The following is a 20,877-nucleotide window of genomic DNA, read 5'->3' as shown; positions in this document are numbered from 1 at the left end:
ATTCCAAGATACAAATTAATTCCCGTTGAGCCTGACTAATTCTTTTGTTTTTCAGCTTCTTTTTAACGTTCCTTTTGACGCTCCTTTTGACGCGCTCTTTCCCGTTCAGCCTTGCGTTCTGCACGTTTTTCCCGGCGCTCTTCCTTCTTATCTTTTACCTTTTCCAACGCCTGTTCAGGCGTTTTTACCGGTACAATACCTATGCCTACGATTTCCCTCATACCTATAAAAAAACTTTTCCAAAGGAGATTAAAGAATGATGCTGCGGGGGTTCTTTGGAAACTGATGTTTGCAGTTCTTGGAGCTTCGCCTTTTGAGGGGTTTTCATCCTTGATCAGGAGGTTATTCGCCAGAAAAGAAAGCAGTCCTTTTTTCTTAATCGGCTCACCTTCTTCTCCCTCTTTCAGCAGCTTTATCTTCAGATCAGTATAATTAAAATGCACCAGGCCCGTAGATCCTGAAGAATTTGCTTTGATGTCAAAACTTGCGCTTTGCATCTTACCGCTTGCAATTTCCACAAGGCCCATATCTTTCGCTACAGGATTCAGCACCGTCATATTCATTGGCGCTACCTTACCGCTATAACTGAAAGCAGCATTTTTGTCTGTGAGGTTAAAGTCTATGCGCACATCTATCCTGCTCGTTTTCATCACCATGGTATGGAGATTCGCGATAGCATGATTATTCTGCGACAGGCGCAAAGAGTCATTGGTGAGATTGGTAATGTTTCCCGTCAGGTTCTGAAAATAGATTGTTCCTCGTTTCTGACTAATAGGATTGTACTCTGTATAAGCCACATCTACGTTATCCAAAAGGACCGAATCCACTATCGTCGGAATAGGTAATCTTTTCAATGCCATATGCGGAAAATTACGGACCTTATCCAGACCAGGCGGAGGTGGAAGTTCCCTGTTGACAAAGATCCCAGCTTTTGCCGGGCCGATCTTCAGTGATCTGGCATGAAAATCCCCATCGCTGTTTAATTTCGCAAAATCTACCCCTGCAAAGCTAATCTCATCAAACTTCAGGTCATACCTGTCCTTTCCATATTTATACATCCGTGTAAAAGCCAGGTCAGGGTGAAGCGGAATCATCTGAAATCCCTTTACCACCACACTCCCTCCAGTGGCAGAGCCTTTAACCGTATCAATCTTCATGGTATACATCTTATCCTTACCGGTAGACCTGTAGCCGGTCAATTCAAAGTTGATGTCTTTTGTATAATAAAACCTGGTCGTATCAAACTGAGCCAGCGAATCTATCAGCAGATCCTTCACATTGATGTTGAGGTGTTTTATAGAATTCAGGGGTTTCCATGTCGCGCCGTTGATATAATCCAGATCTGCATCCACAATTTTAATAGATTTAACATGGATGGATTTTAAAGTTTTAGAGATCTGTTCGTATAAACTTTTTTCCTCCTTTAAGGTATCGGGTCGCTTAGCAACTTTATTGTGAATGATATTTATAGATGGATGATCCAGCACTATTGCATTCATTTCCACCCTCTTCTTAAAATAGGCAGTAAGCACGCCGACACGGCTCAATTGTAACCTGGCAAGTTTTATCTGGAACAAATGCACAGGTGCTAGTTTAAGCGCTTTCAACTGGTTAAACACAGCCGTATCCGGCATTAGCGTTACACTATCCAGTGAAGCACTGCCTGTCAGAAGATTTAAATGAATATCCTTAAAATCTATCCTATAAAGACGGTGTGAGCCATTGTAAACGCCATCTTTGATCTTTTCAGTAAGTGTAGGCTTCCATTTGGCACTTAAGTAGATTGCTGCCGTTGCTATCAGGATGATTAAAACACCTAAAATGCCACCCACCCATTTGAGTACTTTATATTTCCCTGGTCGATTTGAAGCCATAATATTTTGAGTATAAGTAATATCAACAATATCGGGGCCATAATGTTTAGTCTACAGCTCTTTGGCTTTATATCTTCGGTAATCGACGTCGCTTACTGAGAAATATCCCAGCACATTGCCCGAGACATTTCCTTCAACATTAACCGGAACGCTGCTAAATAACCCACTCCAGTCGGTCTCCATAAACACAGAATACAAATACTTGGCATAATTTTCAGAAAGTGAAATCTTATAGATCGAGATGTAATCATCTTGACCCACTGCAAATGTTCTTTTCAAATTATTCAAGGGATAAAGAGAATTGGGCGATCCTAATATATGCGTATAGCTATAGTATTTACTCTGGTCAAACTTAGCTGGATTCCATAATGGTAGATCAGGGTATGAAATGTACCATTTATTAGGATTCAAATAACCGAAGGTATGTTTGGGTATGGTCCCATTCACAGATTTATCTGCCATCGCCCTGGTCGACAAGGGTAGAAAATCATCAATAATATTGACCACCTGTCTTAACGTATCTACAGCAGTATAAGTTTTGTTGTTATATTTAATCGTTAACGTATACGCATTATTGTAATTTGGATCACTTTTGGTCAAACCGACATAGATACCCGGAGTAGCGGCGACTTCCTTAAAGGGAATATCCGTTCTTCCATCATTTACCACCACAATTGCTTTTCGGATGGGCTCCGGCGGAGAATCAGGACTGAGGGCTGGTCTTGTCAGCCTAATATATTGATCAGTGGTTCGGGTATTAATACCTCCTTCAATGGCCATATCGTATTGCCTTACAGGTTTCAAAAAAGAATTATCATCAAGCACACTTTTCTTGCAGCCAAAAGCAATCAGCAATCCTGTTAGCAAAAAATATATCCAGCACCTGTTCATATTTATATCTTAAAGCTGTAGGCAATCCAGGGATAAAATCCGAATCCATATTCTGTCGTACTTTTCTCTGATCCAAAAGAAGAAGAATTCAGATGGTAATATAAGGGGTTTTTTCGATTATATAAATTATATGCCCCAATTGAAAAGGTATGCCCCATAAAGCGCTGTCCGGCAATCCTTGTTCTGAGTTTATATTGCGCCGACAGGTCAAGTCTGCTGAAGTCCGGAAACCTGGAAGTATTTCTTCCCTCATATATGGGGACATTTAAGCCATCATGCTGATAATATCCGACCGGCAAGGTAAGCGGTCTTCCTGTTGAATAGGTAAAGAATGACTGGAAGGAAATCGACTTACTCAGGTCAAACTTAGCACTCAGTTTTAATTCATGGGGGATGTCATAATTTGCGACAAACCTTTCTCCGAAATTGAGGTCTTTGATTTTTCTGTATACCTTGGAATAGGTATAGGCCAATGAACCTGAAAACCGTCCTTCAGTCTTATTCAATTCGAATTCCATTCCCCAGGCATCTGACTTTCCCGATCTCAGCTGACTTCTGATGTCAGGATTTCGAATGATTTGTGCATGAGGAATCAGGTCCAGCTGGTGGTCCAGCTTCTTATAATACGCATTGGCTGAGAAGATATACTCCTGCGGGGAATACCGGTAACCCAGTGCAAAATGATTAGACCGCTGGGGCTTAATAGTCACAGAAGCAGGAATCCAGGGCTCGAGTGAAGAAAATGCCAGGGTACTGTTTTGAATCAACTGCTGATATTGATAATTCAGGTTATAGGTCATAAAAATCCTTTGGTTGGCCTGAGGCAAATAACTGATATTTACGCGAGGCTCAGGATTGAAATATACCTTATGCTCATACTGCTTTAGCCTGTTCCCATTTTCATCAAAGACATTGCGCTTCTCCTGGGCATTTCTGAAAACACCCAGCCTCATCCCGTAATTCAATTCAAAAGATTTACTCAATACAATTTGCTGCGAATAATATACCGCTGATTCATAAGATTTATCTCTTGAAATGTTAAATTCAAATGCCTCCTGATGATACATTTCACCCGGAACAAATGAGTGATATATACCAGAAATACCAAATTTGATCTGATTAGAAGGGCTTCTGTAATAAGTATAATCGGCCTTTAAGGTAAGGTCTTTTACAGCTGTACTCCATTGGCTTTTTTGTGATAGGGTATCCGCATTCAGATCCAGCAGATTACTGTAGTTGCTATAAATGGCAGAAACATTCAAAAATACCCTGGAATTAAAAATATGGTTCCACCTTAAAGTTGAAGTCAGGTTACCCCATTCGTTGGTATATGAATTTTCAGACAACAGGTGGTCTTTACCATAATAAACCGAATAAAATACACTGTTGTCTTTATCAACTTTAAAATTGGCCTTTGCATTCAGGTCATAATACACTGAATTAGGATTGAACAGTTTGAATTTACTCTGAAAAACATCAAGCAAGCTGCGCCTGTAGGCTACAATAAAAGAACCCTTGTCTTTAACGATTGGCCCTTCGGCAGCAATACGTGCAGACATGAGGTTTACACCGCCGTTCAGGTGAAATTCCTTACTATTCCCCTCTGCCATCCTGTTGACAATAACCGAAGACAATCTTCCGCCGAAATTGGCCGGCATATAGTCCCTGTAGACCTGAAGATTATTTACCGCATCAGAATTAAATACAGATACCAGTCCGTACAAATGAGAGGGATTATATACGATGGCCTCGTCCAGAAGAATCAGGTTCTGATCAGAATTCCCCCCTCTCACAAATAAACCTGAGCTGCCTTCTGTAATGGCTTTTATTCCATTTTCCATTTGCAGCCTCTTCATCACGTCGGTCTCACCGGCGTAGTAAGGTGCATTGTTAAGCTGCTTGGCAGCGTAATTCTGTTCATTCAGCAAAATAGGATTGGGAGTAACCCTGGAATTTCTGATCACCACCTCTTCCAGTTTACGTTCCTGAAGTGAAAGTTCAATTTCTTCCTGTTTGTCAGTGTCCAGACGAATATTGATCAGTCTCGACTGGTAGCCCAGACTGGAAATCAGCAGCTGGTAATTACCTTCAGGTACAGAAAGTGAATAAAAGCCATATTGATTGGTATTTACACCCGCTTCCAATGCCGGGATCTGTACTGTTGCCCCAATCAGCTCCTCCCCATTCGAGTTGTCCCTCACGTGACCATGTATGGTCCGCAGCACAATCTTCTGAGGAGAAATCACAATATCATTTCCGACCAGGTTATAACCAAGCCCCGTACCAAAAAGGAGTTTGGCCAACAGGCTCCGAAGGGGTATCTGCACAAACCTAAATCCTTCAGTTTTCTTATTGCGAAGCAAATCAGGATTAAAAGCAAAATTGATTCTGGTCTGGTATTCCAGTTTAAAAAGCGACCTGATCAGAGAATCGGGAGGCAAATTGATGGTAACAGGGGTCTCAAGCAATTCCTTTTGCTGTGCAAAAACATGCTGTATGCCACAAAATATAAAAAAAAGAAATGTTAAAAATACAGGTCTACTTATCCGATAAAACATAATTGTCCTTCTCCTTCGTCACTTTACATTGTAAAGATGCGGAAATAACAGCAAGTACGCTATCCAAAGTCTGGTAGTGTAACCGGGCAGTTAGCTTCTTATTTTTCAATGCATCTCCCTTTATACTGATCGGTATCAGATAAACTTTCTCCATTTGTTTTGCTACATCAGCCAATGGGATTTCCATGAAAGTAAACTTACGGTCTATCCATGCCTTATAGTTCAGATCAGAATTGTTCAGCGTACTCAGCTCTTTGGTCTCCTCATTATAAACACCCAGCTTTCCACTGTCGAGCACTACCTGCTTTCCTGTAGGAGCATGTTTTAAGGCGACAATGCCCGCTTCAACTATCACAGCAATTTTTCCATCCTGCTTCTCAACATTAAAACTGGTGCCAATGTCCTGTGCCTCTACCTCGCCCATTGCTACCCTGAACTGCGATTTGAGATCATGATTAGTTACATGAATAAACACCTCACCTTTCAATAATTCAAGCTTCCGGTTATTCAGAAAATCTGCTTTATTATACCTCACAGCGGTAGCCGCATTCAGGTTAATGTCTGTTCCATCAGGCAAAACCACGTGGGTAATTGCTGCATTATCCTCCGTACGGATCACCACATACCTGCTGTCGAGCATAAAATAATAGCCTACCGATAAGATCACCAGCACTGCAGCTGCTATTTTGTACCACATTTTAATATTGCCTGATTTTACGACAGTCGGTTCTGAAGCTATCTTATGATCCAAAGCTTCCCAGGACAACTGCGGGTCAGCGCTCTGTCTGCTGTATAATTTATCTATTCCAAGCTGTATATTCCGAAAGTCATTGTAAGTCCTTTCGTTTTCATCAGCAGTTTTCCTCCACTGCTCCAGGATGACCTTATCTGTTTCGGAAATGGTTCCGTCCAGATCATCAATGATCAGTGAGTATATAAATTCTTCGTTTGTTTCAAATTGTTCCATGGGAGATGATTTAAAACTTTAACAACATCGAGAGTGTCGAGAGCGCTGAAAAAGCTGAGACCGTAATTGGTGATATAATGACTTGTTTGTGTTGATTTAAATGATCCCTTAACTTCTGAAATCCATAAGTCAGGTGATTTTTAACTGTTTTTACAGAGATGCCCAGCTGGCTGGCGATTTCATTTTGCTTCAGCTTTCCAAAGCGGCTCAGGTACATTACCTCCCTGCATTTTGCAGGCAAAAGCTCGAGCGCTGCCTCAAGTCCGGCAAGCAAAGCCTCTTCAGACTCGCGCTCTCCTTCATCAAAGAACTCACCATGTGCAGACAGGTAAACCATTTTTTTCTCTGTATCCATTTTTTCTTTTTTGATATAGTTTAATGATGAATTCACCATTGCCTTAAACAAATAACTCTTCATCGAATACTGAATGTTTAGCTCATCAGCTTTATTCCATATTTTTATAAACACATCATGTACTATTTCTTCTGCAATCTGCTGCTGTTTTACATACCGGTATGCAACGGCAAACAATTGCTGATAATATTTTTTATACAATACTTCAAACTGCTTCTTATCGCGCTGTACTATCGCATCAATAAATGCAGCATCTTCCTCTTTCGGACTTATCATTTCCCTCCTCAGTCTCATGCCTCTATTTCTGTTTGAATGTAAGCACTCCCGAGATTTCAGGGTTCATGACCAGCGTGTTTACCACAACAAACCATTGTCCTTTCAGCAAACTTCTTTCCTGTAGCGGAGTCAGCACAAGGCTGCCTTTTATTGGATCTACTACAGGCTTGCCGTCGCCTTTCTTATATATTTCAGTTATCAAAGTTCCTACAGATCCTTTTGCTCCGCTCCTGAAAGCAATCAGCTGAGGGTCTATATTCTTATATTCAAGGGAATAATCAAGCGATTTTGTATGCTCATCATACTCCCCTTTTAAAACGGCGGTTCCTTCCGAACTGCTGTTTGTTCCTTTTTTATCTATCCTCGCCGTCACGATATAAGTCCTTACCGGAGGTTTAATCCTTGTATCGTCTTCATTGGCTATAATTTTTTTACATCCAACGGCACCACACAGCAATATCACTACCGCCATTCTCAGTAAAAAAAACCAGATTACATTACCCCTCATTTCAAGTATTTTAACTCAGGACTAAAATACTAAATTCTCAGATATTATAACCTTTTCCTAAAAACCATTCATCACATCAATTACTTTTCTGATTTGCTGCTCGTTATGGCAATACGAAACAGGTAAACTTAAGGTAGTCTGATGAATCAGTTCAGATACCGGATACGATCCTTCCAGCTTGTTTTTTAATGCTTGCTGATGATGAGGAGGCACCGGATAGTGTATCTCCGTTTTAATGTCATTTTTCAGCAAATGCGCCCTCAGTTCATCCCTTTTTGGATGTCTGACTGCGTAAATATGATATACATCATGATAATCTTCATGTACTACAGGACGGATGAAATCCTCCTTAAGTCCCTCATGGTACAGGTCAGCAAGTTTTCTTTTATGCAAATTGATCTCATCCAGAAAAGGGAGCTTTACCGACAGAAAACCCGCCTGTATCTCATCCAATCTTGAATTGACACCTACATAATTGTTGTAATATTTCTCATGACAACCATAATTCCTCAGGGCCTTTATTTTTTCAATCCGGTCCGGAGCAGCACTTAGCAATGCACCACCATCGCCTAACGCACCAAGGTTTTTGGTGGGGTAAAAACTAAATGCTCCAAAGTCTCCGAAAGTTCCGGTTTGTTTTCCTCTATACATTGCGCCATGGGATTGTGCACAATCTTCAATTACCCTGAGTCCGTGTTTGTCTGCGATATCCATTATTGCACCCATATCACAAGATTTGCCATACAGATGGACGACCATAATGGCCCTGGTCTTATCCGTTATCCTCTCCGCTATTTTCAGCGGGTCTATATTGTAGGTATTTATATCCGGTTCTACCAATATCGGCACAAGGCCGTTATTGTAAATCGCGAGGATCGTAGCTATATAAGTATTCGAAGGCACGATGACCTCAGATCCCTCGGGAAACTCAAAATACTTAAGCGCCAGCACTAAAGCATCCAATCCTGAAGCCAGTCCGGCACAATACCCGCCGCCACAATAGCTGGCAAATTCCGTTTCAAATGCAGTCACTTTATTGCCCAGAATAAACCATCCTTTATCCAGGCTGTCCGCAAAACTTTCGCGGTACTGCTGCATAAACGGTTCGTTCAGCAAATAAAGGTCTTCATATGCGATCATACTGCTTTGCTATATTGAAAAGAATAAGGTGTATGTATATAATCCTGAGCATCAAAATACTCAGACGCCAGTACCATTAATATCGCATCATCGCTAAAGCTGTGCATGGTATGCCAGTCTTCAGGCTGTATCAACAGGCACTTATCAGCAGAATCCAGTAAAAAACTAGACTCATTTACCCCATTGTTGTTGTAAATGATGCAATGCCCGCGTATACAAATGGCTGCCTGGATGGTATTCAAATGTCGGTGTCCACCCCTTTCGCTATCATCTACACCATAGATGTAAAAGATTCTTTTAATATCGAAAGGGACTACCTTTTCAATTACGGTCAGGTTCCCCCTGTCGTCCGTAAACGTTTTAAGATTAATTAAAGAAGCCATGCTGAAAAAATCTTCTGGAGTAATATTGTTTATGAAATCCCTTTATGGTATATAAAAATGCACGTCCGATCACCTTTTTGATCCATACACCTTCCTCTGAGCTTTTGTAGCACATGATGTCTTCGTTGAGGGCAGCAATCATCTGTTCTGCTTTTGACAAGGCGAGTACATATGGTTTATAAACGTGTTTGATCTGATTATTGTTCAGCGGATAAGTATCGCCTGTCAGTCTGAAGCTATTGTTCCAGGTATAGGTAAACGCGTGATAATGATAAAATACCAGGTCAAATTTTTTATTACTGAAAAACTCCGTACCCTGCACTTTTCCCGACACGTTTTTAAAGGCATATTGCTGCACATTCCATGGAGCTACACCTCCGCCCAGGTTTTTAAGCTCCTGCACACAGGTGTATTTTTTCGTCCAGTTGTCCAGGTATTTCTGATCTCCGAACTTTCCGTCTTCCATCCTGCAGAAGCACCATTCCAGGCAAGCATCGACCCACCAGTTCAACACTTCCATTCCCTCTTTGTTATTTTTAAAAGTCATGTACTGAACACAGTAAATTCCGCTGGTTTCAGACTGGTCAAAACAAGGTGTATATCTGTGCTTTGTAATCTGAACAGATTTTTCACCCATTTCATTGAACAATACGATAGGATTACTGAAAAAAAGCAAATCAGCGTCAACATAGGTACAATGGTCCAGGTCATACGTTTCAATGCAGTATTTGACAGACGAAGAAGCGCAGGTCCAGCAGTATTCAGTTGCCGTCCTGCCTACTTTTACATCAAGCAACCTTTCATTTTCAAATTCTTTCAGACTGATGATGGTCGCACTGGACAGATTTAACTTTGTCAATGCCTCAAAACAGTCATCCCCAAATGCAAGAATATAAAGATGGAAATCTTCACAATGTTGCTCAAGAGAATTGTACATGGCCAAACCACGGGATAAATAAGCAGCGTTAAATAGCGTACAGAATTTAAGCATTTTCAGATAAGTTAATTAAGTAAAATCCCTTGTTGGCTGCCACCGGCTTTTCATCTATATACATTACTTCCTCGCCTTCTACATAAGAAGGAAATTCGGCGATTACTCTATATTGACCGGAAAAATGGCTTAAAAAGAATGCTTCATGGAAAAACCATGCTGGGTATGATGCGGGATAAATATTTGGTGGAACAACCTGCAAGGTTAGGCGGTCATTCGGACTATTGTTAAAGGCAGTCCTGTCGAAAATTATAAACGGAAAATCAAATAAAGCCAGTTCATTTAGAAAAGCATGCGGTCTTTCCAGGTATTGAACAGAGCTGGAGAGCAGTATCAAATCAATTGCTTTTTCGGCCCTGCATTCTGCCACAGACTTATAAAATTTCAAAGTATCGTCTTCAAAATTTGCTTTACCACAGTCTACATAATGAGCCTGCTCCACAATATTCCAACTCGCACAATGCTCAGCCGTAAAAAAATCCTTCACCTGATAATAAGTAGTACCCAGGGAACCACCAAAATCCAAAACGTGTATGGGCCTTTTTTTGATTACGGCGCTCATTTTCAGAAATGCTATTAAGGCATAAGGATATTCCTTTTTATCAAAAGTAACTGAATCGCGCTCATAAACTGCTTCGCCATTTTTAACCCTTAGCAATGCATCTTTTGTACGTTCTAATATGATTTCTTTGTCATATCCACCAGCTTTCTCAATTACTGCAGACCAGGAAGAATAATCTCCAAACCATCCATAAGGATTCCGCTTAGATTTTGAGAAAAGTTTTTTCAGCATAATTGATATCAATTTCTGATATCAAGACAATGGTTTGTTCAAAAAGTCCTATATGATTTTTAAAAATATTTTCTGTCTGCCGTGCAGTAACGATAAAAGTAAAAGAGAGTAGGAATTGTCCTGTTGATTTCTAATTTTCAATATTTCGCTTGAGATCTATAAGACGCTGGCGCACATTTCGTCGCAAGTTACCTTTTACAAGACCGGTTATCAGACTGAGTGGAAATCTAAGTGAAAAAGAATACACAAAGCTCACTTCCGTTTTATTTTCATGTACTTCTGTGAATGTCCATGACCCTAAAAAGGATTTAAAAAGATACGGCCCATCAACCATTTTTATTGCTGTTACTTTAGGCCTATTAAATGTGACATATTCTGTTATCATCCCCATACCATTTTTAGCAATGCAATTTGCTTTAACCCCTTTTGCTGCACTTAATACTCCGTCAAGCAACTCTGCCTTTCTCAAAAATGTATCCCAACTTAACCGTTTAGTATAATCCTGAGTAAAGTCAAATACAAATTCAGCAGTTTCTTCAATCAAGATTTTCTCTGTAAATTTTGTAGCAGCCATTTACTCTGTATTTCTTTTAATGGAAATTAGTAAATACCGCTGAAAAATCTTCAAAATTATTCTTACCGGTAAGTTCAATAAATAATAAAGACTTCTGTCGATGCTATATGTAGAATTTAATGTCAAAACTGTTTTTTCTCCCTGATCAGATAACAAATAGGACCCAGACAGGATTCTGAATACCCCTATAGAAATGTCAAAGCAATATAAGACACGAAAGCCTTTCTCAGGATTAAAAGAAAATGAATACTCCACAAATGGTTTCCACTCTAAAATCTCCTGTATAAATCGCTTTCCATTCTTAAAATATGCAATCCTCTTACCATGTTTACCCTCTAATACCATCTCTGCTTTTAAAGGTTTGGGGATATCAAGTAACCTAAATATAACAGGGTCCGAGAACTGTTCAATTTTTACATTGGTGATATTCTCCCAAATCATTTCTGGTTGTGCTGCGATATCAATCGAAGAGCACATAGATTTTATAATATGTTTAGTCAATTTAATGCTTAGCCAATGTCTTTATTCATTTCAACGCCAAATATATAATTTGTAGGCAAACAATAATAAAAGTGCAACAAATCCCGTCTTTAAATACCTACACCAGTCATGAGATAATCAAGCTCTTCAAACCACAATCTGCCCTAAATACTGACCCGTACTTAACATATTACCCTGCGCATTTACATAATGCATATAACAATGTAGCGTATCACCCAGAAAGTTGGCCGGCAATTGCAGATTTACCTCCTTAGCTGATCTTACCGCCACATTTTCAAACATCACGAACTTCTCTTTATCAGGATTGTATACCACAAAATTTGCCTGATCATCGTCTTTGCAATAAGCAGACCCCAACACATCTTCCCATTTGATGTACAATACCGCATCTACTAAAGAAACGATTTCTTTAATGACAGAGATCAAGAGCTCCCCACGGCTAAACACCACATTTGCAAAATCAATGACCATGTCATCTCCCGATCCGCTCACTGCATGTTTCATTACAAAAGAAATAGCGGCGTTCATCGGTGTCTTTTTCTCTTTCACCACCTGATAGCCGATAGCGATCAACGCCTTCAAGGGCCTTAGCCAACCACTTACCAATGCAAAAATCCTTTGCTGATGTATTTGTGCCGGTGATGATTGTTTCTTTTTCCCATCCTGAACACTCTTCAGATAATTGATCCCCCGCCAGCTAGACGCGATCACACTACCAACTTTGCCGCTTACCGGCCCATTTATTCCATTGTTATACCTTGCCATAATTTTATTTATTTTTTTGCTTCTGTCATACTAAAGCGGCGTCATGCTGAATTCCTGCCCCGACTAGTCGGGAGATCTCTTGTCTATGCTATTCAATTCCTTGAAGTAAATCTCAAATTATTGACAGACTTGCCCCAGCCAATCGCTTAATAAAGGTTTGTCCCGGCCACAATTCCACGCCCAGAAGTCAAGCGACCAGGATCAAACCAATAATCTTAAATCTTCCCTCCCAAATCTTTTATCTTCTTCTCTCTCTTCAATAAATGCTCGGTCTGTATCATTCTAATCTTTTCCAATAAATCATTCTCCGCTTTCAGCTTTTCCCTTTCCTTCTTCAGAAATTCCAATTCCAGTATCACCGTATCATAAAGCGCTTTATAATCCATAAGCCAAAATTTTAATAAAACAATTCTACTTTCGCCATCTCCCTCAATCTCTTTACGGCCTTCACTTTGATCTGTCTCACTCTTTCCGTTGAAAGCCCAACAATCACTGCCACATCCTCTGACTCCATAGGCATCCCACTCCCAATCCCATAACATAACCTCACAATCAAACCATCCCGTTGTGGCAACCTCGCTAACAACCGATCCAGTTCAGCATTTCTTGACTCTACCAATACGCCCTCATCAGCCAGTGCAGCATTCTTATTTTCCAGCACATCAATCATACAGCCGTCCTTGCCACTATCCATCTCAAACGACCTGTCCAGTGATGTCGCAAAACTGGAATGCCATAAATGATCCGCCACCTTAAATTCAGTCATCCCAACTAACTCACTAAGTTCTTCCAACGAAGGCTGGCGTTCCAGCTTTTGCTCCAGCTCACTCTCCGCTTTATGGATATTATTAATACCGACTATCACATTTAATGGCAATCGCATCACCCTCCGCTTTTCATCAATGGCCTGGATGATGCTCTGTCTAATCCACCATACGGCAAAGCTGATGAACTTAAATCCCCGGCTGGCATCAAATAAACCCGCAGCTTTCATCAGCCCTTTATTCCCCTCTGCAATTAAATCTTCCAGTGAAAGCCCTGCGTTCCGGTATTTTTTTGCTACCGACACCACAAATCTTAAATTCGCATTCACCAGTTTATGCAAAGCCGCCCGATCCCCGTCTCTCGCCTTTTCACTCAGCAGCACCTCCTCCTCCGGCTTTATCAAGTCATACCTGGCAATATCTGCCAGATACCTGTCCAGAATAGGATTATGCTCGGTAACAGATTGTGTAATTATTATGCCTCTCATTTAAAATTCACAGAACTAATTAATTCAAAATTTTGATCAAAAGTATTTGATTAATCCTTTCAAAAACTGCACATTATACCCCAAAAACATTAATATTTTCGGTGTACAAATCACACCTATATCGACACCTATATCAGTATTATCGATGGATGTTCTTAAAAACCCTGGGACTTACGCCCTCATGTTTCCTAAAACTCCTGCTAAACCAGGTCGGATCACTGACACCAAGTTCATAACTGATCTGTTTAATATTCAGGGTGCTAAATTTCAGCAACCTTACTGCCTCCTGATGGATCCTTTCCTGAATCAACCGGTGTACCGTTTTATTTAAATAACACTTGGTGAGGCCATTCAATACTTCCAGGTTCAATTTCAATTCCTTTCTATAAAACTCAGGGCCGTGTTCAACTCTAAAGTGTACTTCCAGCAACTCCAAAAAATTTGTTACCACCAGCATATCCGGAGGAATATAGTTCCCATCGCTGAAAACCTCGAGATTCTTTATTTCTGATAGCTTTAAACTAAGCATAATATCTTCAAAATAAATTTCAAACCCCTTCCTTACAAAATTATACTAAACTGTAGGTGAGGTGTTAACAATCAGTCAAATAATTCAGTAAGAAGGTTTGCCCTAGCCGCCCCATCACGCCCATGAAATGCGACAGACCGGAACCAAACCAATTAATCTTTCATTTTTTAATCGCCTTGTCTATATATTTCTTTACTTTCGCTTTAGACCTGGCTTCCTTCTTTTTGCATAATCTTAGAAAGATCATAAATAGTAGCCTAATTGATGCTATTTTTTCATTTTGGTTGACTTAAGTTTGGTTAGTTTACCTTCTTAATCACAAAAACTTCCATTTCCCTCTCTTCCTTAACCAAAGTAAGTCCATTGTCTTTCACAAATTTCTGTAAATCCGCTTCTTTTATTCTTGTAAAATTATCCTCTGTTTGAAATGACGGGAATAATTTAGTTAGGTATTTCGTTTCAGCAACAACTGGAATATCCAAATGCTGCAACTCAGCCATCAATTGCTCAAGTGATAACAAACGAGGTACTAATTTATTTGTACTTTGAATTTTTTTATGCTGCACCTCGTCCATCTTAATAACCCAGCATTGAATTTTTCTTTTTCCCATACCAGCAGTTATCCCAAAAGTATTTTTTATATCCACTATGGCTTGCTGCCGGATTTCTTCTTTAGTTAAACGCGGAGCAATCAATTCATAACAATAGGTATTCTTGGTTTCCCAATCCAAAGTAACATCCTTTTGAGCACTTTGCATAACATCATCCCTGTTAAGCCCTTCAATAAGCACCTTGTTAGGTTGCACAGGAAAATTATAAACCTGATTAATGATGTTAAAAAGAGATTCATTAATAAGCCTCACACCTTTTATATCAGAAAGAAAAAAAGATTTACGGTGTTTGGATTTAAAATCCATTAACCCATCAAGGTACCCGGTAAACATACTTTTATATTTAATATTTGAGGTATCAACAGAAAACATAGCCTCATGGCTAGGGTTCACATAGAGATCATTCTTTTGTACAATCCCAGCATCTTTTCCTGCAAGCATAAGCTCAATTTCTTTTTGTTTTACATCTCCTGAAGTGGCCCTGAAAATTCCTTCGCGGTCTATCCATACAAAATGCGATATGGCTTTATAAGGAAAATACTGAACAGCCACTGTATCTTCAGCGGTCACCAATAAATTTAAAGGATGGCTAATTGTTCTACTTTGGAAATCAACTATTCTATTGATTTTCCGTTTAGTATCAGTATCCATGCTTTTTTTCGGATACATCAGGATAATTTTGATTTTATCTCCAAAAATTTTCTGAAGACTATCCAGTTTAGGGAATTTGTCAATACAAGGCCCGCAATTTGTTGCCCAGAAATCAAGGATAACAAGTTTCCCTTTAAAATCAGATAATTTAACGGTTGGCTTTATAGCGTTGAGCAGCGTAAATTCAATCTCCGGCACCTTATCACCTATATTAAGTGCCGCTATCATATTCGTTTGCGCATGCAGGTTTCCAATGGTTATGCTTATCATAAGCACAACCAGCATATATTTAATTTTCATATTTTCTTTAGGTTATTATCTTCTATTCTGTGGTATCTTATTGATTGCAATTATGCTTTCCGGAATAGCCAGTGCATATCTCAGATCATTAGGGGGCAAAGTGTAGGTTACACCATTTACTAGCCGCTGAAGAACAATATTGGCCCCTTCCTTATTCAGCCGTTTAATGTCCATCCAGCGGAGCGTACGCATTAGCAACTCCTTTCTTCTTTCCTTTAACACAATAGCCAAAGCATCTTTACCATTTGCCGCTGCAAGATTAACATAAGCTGCGCCCGTTCTCCATCTTTTACTCAGCACCGCATTTACATCGTTCATAGCCTCCACTGGCATATTTTTCCGAGCAAAACATTCGGCCCGCATAAAATATACTTCATTGGTAGCTAAGCCGACAAAAAGGTTACCATTACCTTCATAACTGCCCTTAAATGAATTGGTACCCGCATTTGTTCCGGTATTGGTTGTAAAAAATATAGTTTTACGCAAGTCGCCATCCAGGTAAGATGCATATAAATCGGCAACTATTTTTGACCTTGTATTGGCCAATATGGTAGGTACACCAGCGCTGCTGGCATAAATAATTTCCGGATTGTTATATTGCAGCACTGTCGCGCTAAAAGGAAACGATGTAGCAGGATTCGGGATATTGGGTGTGTTGTAATTCAGCAAGGTGCTTTTTATTTTTAAACATTCACCAGCATAGACAAGGCATTCTTCATACTTGCGCATAGCAAGATACACCCTTGCCAATAGCCCACATGCAGCAGCTTTTGATGATCTGAAAACGTGCACCGGTGCTGCAGGCAGCAGGGCTTCGGCTTCCTTTAAATCGTTAACAATCTGCGTATAAGATTGCCGTACTGTGGCTCGGCTAATCTTTTCATCCAGGTCTCCTGTAAGCCTTAAAGGGATGCCCAGATCTGTATCTGCCGTAGTCTCATCGTAAGCCAGCGAAAAGGTAAGCGCCAGCTGAAACAGCGAATTTGCCCTTAAAAACAAAGCCTGGCCTTTTACATTGTTCCAATCCATCTGCTGGCCTGCCGGGACAGTTATTTCTTTTAAATTATCCAGAACCGTATTGGCAATGTATATCTTATCATACGCATTGGCCCAGTCATTACTACCTTCCGCAAATACATTGTCCTTTTCCCAGGTATAAAGACGCCTCTGATTTATAACAACCGAATTGTAATCGGCATCTTTCACAAAATAATCATCCGAGCTCACTTCTGCTGCCGATGCATCTGTTCTATTAATTTTAGTATAAGTATCCAGCAGTGCTTGTAAATCTGGCAGCGTTTGGGGGATAACCAATTTACTGTCTGATCGCACATCAAGATATTTTTTGCAACCCGCAAACAGGAACATAAGCAACACTATACTCCATAAAATTCTTTTATATTTTTCCATTGTCGTTTGATTAAAAGTTAGCGTTAAACCCAATTGAAAAGTTCTTTGAAGCGGGCAGCTGACCATCATAAATGGCTCGTGGGTCAATGCCCTGTTTATTTGCCTTCCAAAGCAGGCCCAGCTCATTCCCGACAACAAAAACGCGCAATGTAGAAAATGGCATTTTAGGATTTCGTGCCCGCTCAAGGGTATAACTTAAATTGATGTATTGTAACCGGATGTGGTCGCCTTTTGTAGCTAAAACATCAGAATTATTGTAAAAGTATTCCCTATTGTAATTGACAGGATATTGCATAGAAGGAACATTCGTTTTCAGCTCATCACCGGGAGTTTGCCACCTTTGCACAAAATCAGCATGACCAATCCTTTGGCTAATAAGTGCTCCATAGTCAATAGATTGCCGCATAAAATAATAGCCCAGCTGATACGTTAGCTTAACCGACAGGCTAAGGTTTTTGTAACTTAATGTATTGCCCAGAGACCCAAAAAAGACGGGTATTGCTGAGCCATGAAAAGAAAGGTCTTTGATCGTTGCACTATCCCCTTGCAAAGCAGTGTAGTTTTTGCTGGGTTTTCCATTAAGATAGCCCCTTGGGTCACCGGTAAGTGGATCTAGTCCAGCCCATTTAAAGGAGAAAACGGAATTTAAAGGATAGCCTTCATGCGGCTGGCCACCAAATACATAACTGTCTGCTCTTTCATCACTATTGTAATAACTGGTTACCTTATCATTGTAGTAGCTAAAATTCAGCATACTGGACCATTTTATTTGTCGTTTAATGTTATGACTGGTCAATATCACATCTACTCCCTGTCCTCGTAAGTTGGCAACGTTTTTCTGGATAGTTGGCGTAGCCAAGCCCAGCGTCCTGTCTACAACTGCTGGTCCATATAGATCCTTCGCATTTTTCTGGAAATATTCAATACTACCTTCCAAAACATTCCATCCGGCTCTAAAATCTAAACCTAAATTTAACATACCTACTTTCTCCCAAGTAAGATCGCTGTTTTTAAAATTACTTATCCTTGCCGTAGGGCCACTGGTATAAATAGATGCTGTTGCATAGCGGATTGTAGTAACCGAACTGAGCGTTGGCGAAACATTGCCATTAAAACCATATGTAGCCCTTAGTTTTAAATAGGGTACAAGCTGGCTTTTGTAAAATCCCTCGCCTGAGATATTCCAGGCAAGTCCCGCAGACCATAGCGGACTCCATTTTTCATTGGTCTCTGCACCAAAAATATTTGATGCATCGCGCCTGGCGCTAAACGAAGCAGTATATCTGTTCCCGTAATTATACGCTATGTTTGTAAAAAGTGAAACGTAGCGGTTTTGCAAACGATTGTACACGCTGATAAATGGAACTGTTCCTGAACCAAAAAAAGGATCTACCAGTGGGTAGCTATTGATATAATCAACTGGTTTAGACGTTAACAAATCTTTATCATAGCCATAAGATCGGTTTAATGAAGACTCGCTTTGTACGTCTCTCATTTCTACCCCTGCAATGGCATTGATACTGTTATGCCCCCAGTTCTGATCAACATTAACCTGAGCCCTTAAATTCTGATTCCTCAACTCAGTAGTTGTTAAATCAAGTATGCTGCCCAGGGGTACCGCTCTGTTTACCACTCCAGCATTTCGGTTAATGTTGGAATTGAAATTGATCATATCCCTGGTAAAAAAACTTTCCTGATCATTAAGCAGGTTCAATTTGCTATGCTGTTTCTCCAATAGATACTTCACATCAAAATTAAACCCCTTAAGAATCCTATAGTTCAGTCCAATTTTAGCGATAACACTTTGCAAATCTGTTTTTCTTGTAGCATGCTTATAATCTTCCAGCGGATAGTACTTCCAATCCAGTAAGCGGCCATTCCCCAATGTATCCAAATAACCCCTTCTATATGTAGTAAATGGGATCTGGCTGCCATCATCAGCAATAAATCTACCGTAAGGAATCACTCCTCCTGAAAAAGGCCCAGCTCCATACTCGGTCTTTCCATTTTTATCGTGGGTATTCGCATAATCAACCCCAAAGAATAACTGTAGCTGATCAATGGGTTTATATAACTGTTCAAGCCTGAAATTATACCTATCTGATTTAGCTGCCAGTTCATCAATGCCCTTATCTATCCCACCGCTTAGGCTCCATACCATTGATTTGCTTCCTCCCCTAAGCCCGATCGAATATTGTTGATCTATGCCATTCTGATACATATATTTTTCATAATCTCTGCGAACATCATATCCGCGAAGTACGTTGATTTGCCGGTCTGCGTCATCTGGATCGATCAAAGACTTTCGTTTTTTTTCAAGAATATCGACAACATCGGTTTGAAAACCCCAATTGCGATTATTCAGCTCATAGTCATAATAACCGTTATCAAAAAGATACTTTTCTACATCAATAAAATCACTGGTGGCAATAGACTTTGAATAAAAGAGATCAGGTTTTAAGGTACTGGTCAGGTTCGCACCAAATTCTACTCTGGTCTTTTCATTTAACTTACCTTTTTTGGTATTTACTACAATCACTCCATTTCCAGCCCTTGCACCCCATATAGATGCTGCCGCTGCATCCCTTAATATATCTATACTTTCTATATCGTTTGGATTAATGTTGTTTAAATCGCCTTCATAAGGAAAATTATCCACTACAATTAAGGGCTGTTTGGGTCCGCTGATTGTACTTAGTCCGCGCACCGCAATCTGGTTTGGTCGGTTCCTCGCAGGAAATACATTTACACTATTGGCAATCGCAGGAAGCCTGTTTAAGAAATTTGCACCTACTTGCTCGTTATAGGTCTTATTGTCAATCTGTACAAAGCTTCCCGTAGCTCTCTCCTTCGGAATATTCTGGTAACCCGTACTATAAGTCACATTTACCTCTTCCAATTCCCCCGTAGCCACATTCAACTTAATCTCCAGCGGCATCACTGCTCCTTGTACCTGAATCTCCAAAGTCTTAAATCCAACATAACTAATCTCCAACATGGCATCCTCATCCACATTTGCTAAATAAAATTCGCCTTTTTCATTGCTCTTTGTAACCCTATTCGTCCCCTTCACCTTCACTGTAGCCCCGGCTAATACCTGGTCATTCTCGCCAATGATCTTACCCCTAATATCAATAGCACTAAAATGAGCAACCAGATTATCCAGAAAGGAAGGCTCCTTCTCCTTAATGGCTACAGATTTATCTTTTATGGTATAACTTAACTTTTGGTTTTCAAAAATGCTTTCCAGCGCTTCTTCCAGGCTCACATTCTTCACATCTAGATTAACCTTTTTGGCATCTGTGATCAACTTATAATCCATGATCAGGAAGTCGTATCCGGTTTGCTTTCTAAGCTTTTCAATAACCCGCTCTAAAGGTGTATCTTTTTCTTTCAGCGTTACGCGCTGGCCGAAAGTAGCAGCACTGACTTGCATTAGCGATGCAATTAATATCACGGTGGTTAGTCGCATAAAAAGCCAGATTTTATGGACATACCCGATAGGTATACCCATTTTTTGGTGTAATATTCCGTACATTAGTATTTAG

General features: G+C 40.1%; 19 protein-coding genes and 1 pseudogene. All 20 read right to left on the bottom strand.

The window, feature by feature from the left end:
* Positions 1–62 precede the first annotated feature (62 nt).
* On the bottom strand, positions 63–1,874 hold the full coding sequence (locus tag R2Q78_RS14325; RefSeq protein WP_316793048.1) for a hypothetical protein: 1,812 nt from the start codon (positions 1,872–1,874) through the stop codon (positions 63–65).
* A 51-nt stretch (positions 1,875–1,925) separates the two neighbouring features.
* Positions 1,926–2,765 carry a hypothetical protein gene (locus R2Q78_RS14320; RefSeq protein WP_316793047.1) on the bottom strand — a complete coding sequence of 280 codons (840 nt, stop codon included), beginning with the start codon at positions 2,763–2,765 and terminating at the stop codon, positions 1,926–1,928.
* Between the two features lie 2 nt (positions 2,766–2,767).
* A complete protein-coding gene (locus R2Q78_RS14315; protein WP_316793045.1) occupies positions 2,768–5,233 on the bottom strand; it encodes a TonB-dependent receptor domain-containing protein in 2,466 nt (821 codons plus the stop codon).
* A gap of 70 nt (positions 5,234–5,303) precedes the next feature.
* Positions 5,304–6,290, bottom strand: coding sequence for a FecR family protein (locus R2Q78_RS14310; RefSeq protein ID WP_316793043.1), 987 nt, complete (start codon positions 6,288–6,290; stop codon positions 5,304–5,306).
* A 10-nt stretch (positions 6,291–6,300) separates the two neighbouring features.
* Positions 6,301–6,939, bottom strand: coding sequence for an RNA polymerase sigma-70 factor (locus R2Q78_RS14305; protein ID WP_316793041.1), 639 nt, complete (start codon positions 6,937–6,939; stop codon positions 6,301–6,303).
* Between the two features lie 4 nt (positions 6,940–6,943).
* Positions 6,944–7,429: a CHRD domain-containing protein gene (locus tag R2Q78_RS14300; protein ID WP_316793040.1), complete on the bottom strand. Its 486-nt coding sequence runs from the start codon at positions 7,427–7,429 to the stop codon at positions 6,944–6,946.
* Between the two features lie 57 nt (positions 7,430–7,486).
* A complete protein-coding gene (locus R2Q78_RS14295; protein WP_316793038.1) occupies positions 7,487–8,569 on the bottom strand; it encodes a DegT/DnrJ/EryC1/StrS family aminotransferase in 1,083 nt (360 codons plus the stop codon).
* Positions 8,566–8,952, bottom strand: a complete 387-nt coding sequence (locus tag R2Q78_RS14290; protein WP_316793036.1) for an FdtA/QdtA family cupin domain-containing protein — start codon at positions 8,950–8,952, stop codon at positions 8,566–8,568. Before R2Q78_RS14290 ends, R2Q78_RS14295 begins: the two co-directional genes overlap by 4 nt.
* Entirely contained in the window at positions 8,936–9,943 is a 1,008-nt protein-coding gene (locus tag R2Q78_RS14285) for a glycosyl transferase (RefSeq protein ID WP_316793034.1), read from the bottom strand. Before R2Q78_RS14285 ends, R2Q78_RS14290 begins: the two co-directional genes overlap by 17 nt.
* Positions 9,936–10,736 carry a methyltransferase, TIGR04325 family gene (locus R2Q78_RS14280; RefSeq protein ID WP_316793032.1) on the bottom strand — a complete coding sequence of 267 codons (801 nt, stop codon included), beginning with the start codon at positions 10,734–10,736 and terminating at the stop codon, positions 9,936–9,938. Before R2Q78_RS14280 ends, R2Q78_RS14285 begins: the two co-directional genes overlap by 8 nt.
* 130 nt (positions 10,737–10,866) lie before the next feature.
* On the bottom strand, positions 10,867–11,310 hold the full coding sequence (locus R2Q78_RS14275; protein ID WP_316793030.1) for an SRPBCC family protein: 444 nt from the start codon (positions 11,308–11,310) through the stop codon (positions 10,867–10,869).
* On the bottom strand, positions 11,311–11,787 hold the full coding sequence (locus R2Q78_RS14270; RefSeq protein WP_316793028.1) for a hypothetical protein: 477 nt from the start codon (positions 11,785–11,787) through the stop codon (positions 11,311–11,313).
* Positions 11,788–11,937: 150 nt separating this feature from the next.
* The gene (locus tag R2Q78_RS14265; RefSeq protein ID WP_316793026.1) at positions 11,938–12,576 is read right to left on the bottom strand and encodes a DUF6266 family protein; all 639 of its coding nucleotides are present in this window, start codon (positions 12,574–12,576) and stop codon (positions 11,938–11,940) included.
* A 215-nt stretch (positions 12,577–12,791) separates the two neighbouring features.
* Positions 12,792–12,962: a hypothetical protein gene (locus R2Q78_RS14260; RefSeq protein ID WP_316793022.1), complete on the bottom strand. Its 171-nt coding sequence runs from the start codon at positions 12,960–12,962 to the stop codon at positions 12,792–12,794.
* An 11-nt stretch (positions 12,963–12,973) separates the two neighbouring features.
* Positions 12,974–13,828: an RNA polymerase sigma factor RpoD/SigA gene (locus R2Q78_RS14255; RefSeq protein ID WP_316793020.1), complete on the bottom strand. Its 855-nt coding sequence runs from the start codon at positions 13,826–13,828 to the stop codon at positions 12,974–12,976.
* Between the two features lie 139 nt (positions 13,829–13,967).
* Complete coding sequence (locus R2Q78_RS14250; RefSeq protein ID WP_316793018.1) at positions 13,968–14,357, bottom strand: AraC family transcriptional regulator; 390 nt, start codon at positions 14,355–14,357, stop codon at positions 13,968–13,970.
* 299 nt (positions 14,358–14,656) lie between these two features.
* On the bottom strand, positions 14,657–15,619 hold the full coding sequence (locus R2Q78_RS14245) for a hypothetical protein (RefSeq protein ID WP_316793017.1): 963 nt from the start codon (positions 15,617–15,619) through the stop codon (positions 14,657–14,659).
* 18 nt (positions 15,620–15,637) lie between these two features.
* Positions 15,638–15,847: pseudogene (locus R2Q78_RS21910) on the bottom strand (TlpA family protein disulfide reductase); the annotation flags it as partial.
* A gap of 87 nt (positions 15,848–15,934) precedes the next feature.
* On the bottom strand, positions 15,935–17,329 hold the full coding sequence (locus R2Q78_RS14240) for a RagB/SusD family nutrient uptake outer membrane protein (protein WP_316793015.1): 1,395 nt from the start codon (positions 17,327–17,329) through the stop codon (positions 15,935–15,937).
* A 10-nt stretch (positions 17,330–17,339) separates the two neighbouring features.
* Positions 17,340–20,801: a SusC/RagA family TonB-linked outer membrane protein gene (locus tag R2Q78_RS14235; protein WP_316793013.1), complete on the bottom strand. Its 3,462-nt coding sequence runs from the start codon at positions 20,799–20,801 to the stop codon at positions 17,340–17,342.
* Positions 20,802–20,877 lie beyond the last annotated feature (76 nt).

Source organism: Pedobacter frigoris (genome assembly GCF_032678645.1).
GTDB classification, from domain to species: Bacteria; Bacteroidota; Bacteroidia; order Sphingobacteriales; family Sphingobacteriaceae; genus Pedobacter; species Pedobacter frigoris_A.
Note: the sequence above shows the minus strand (reverse complement) of the source record. Positions and strands in the feature narration are given on the sequence as shown.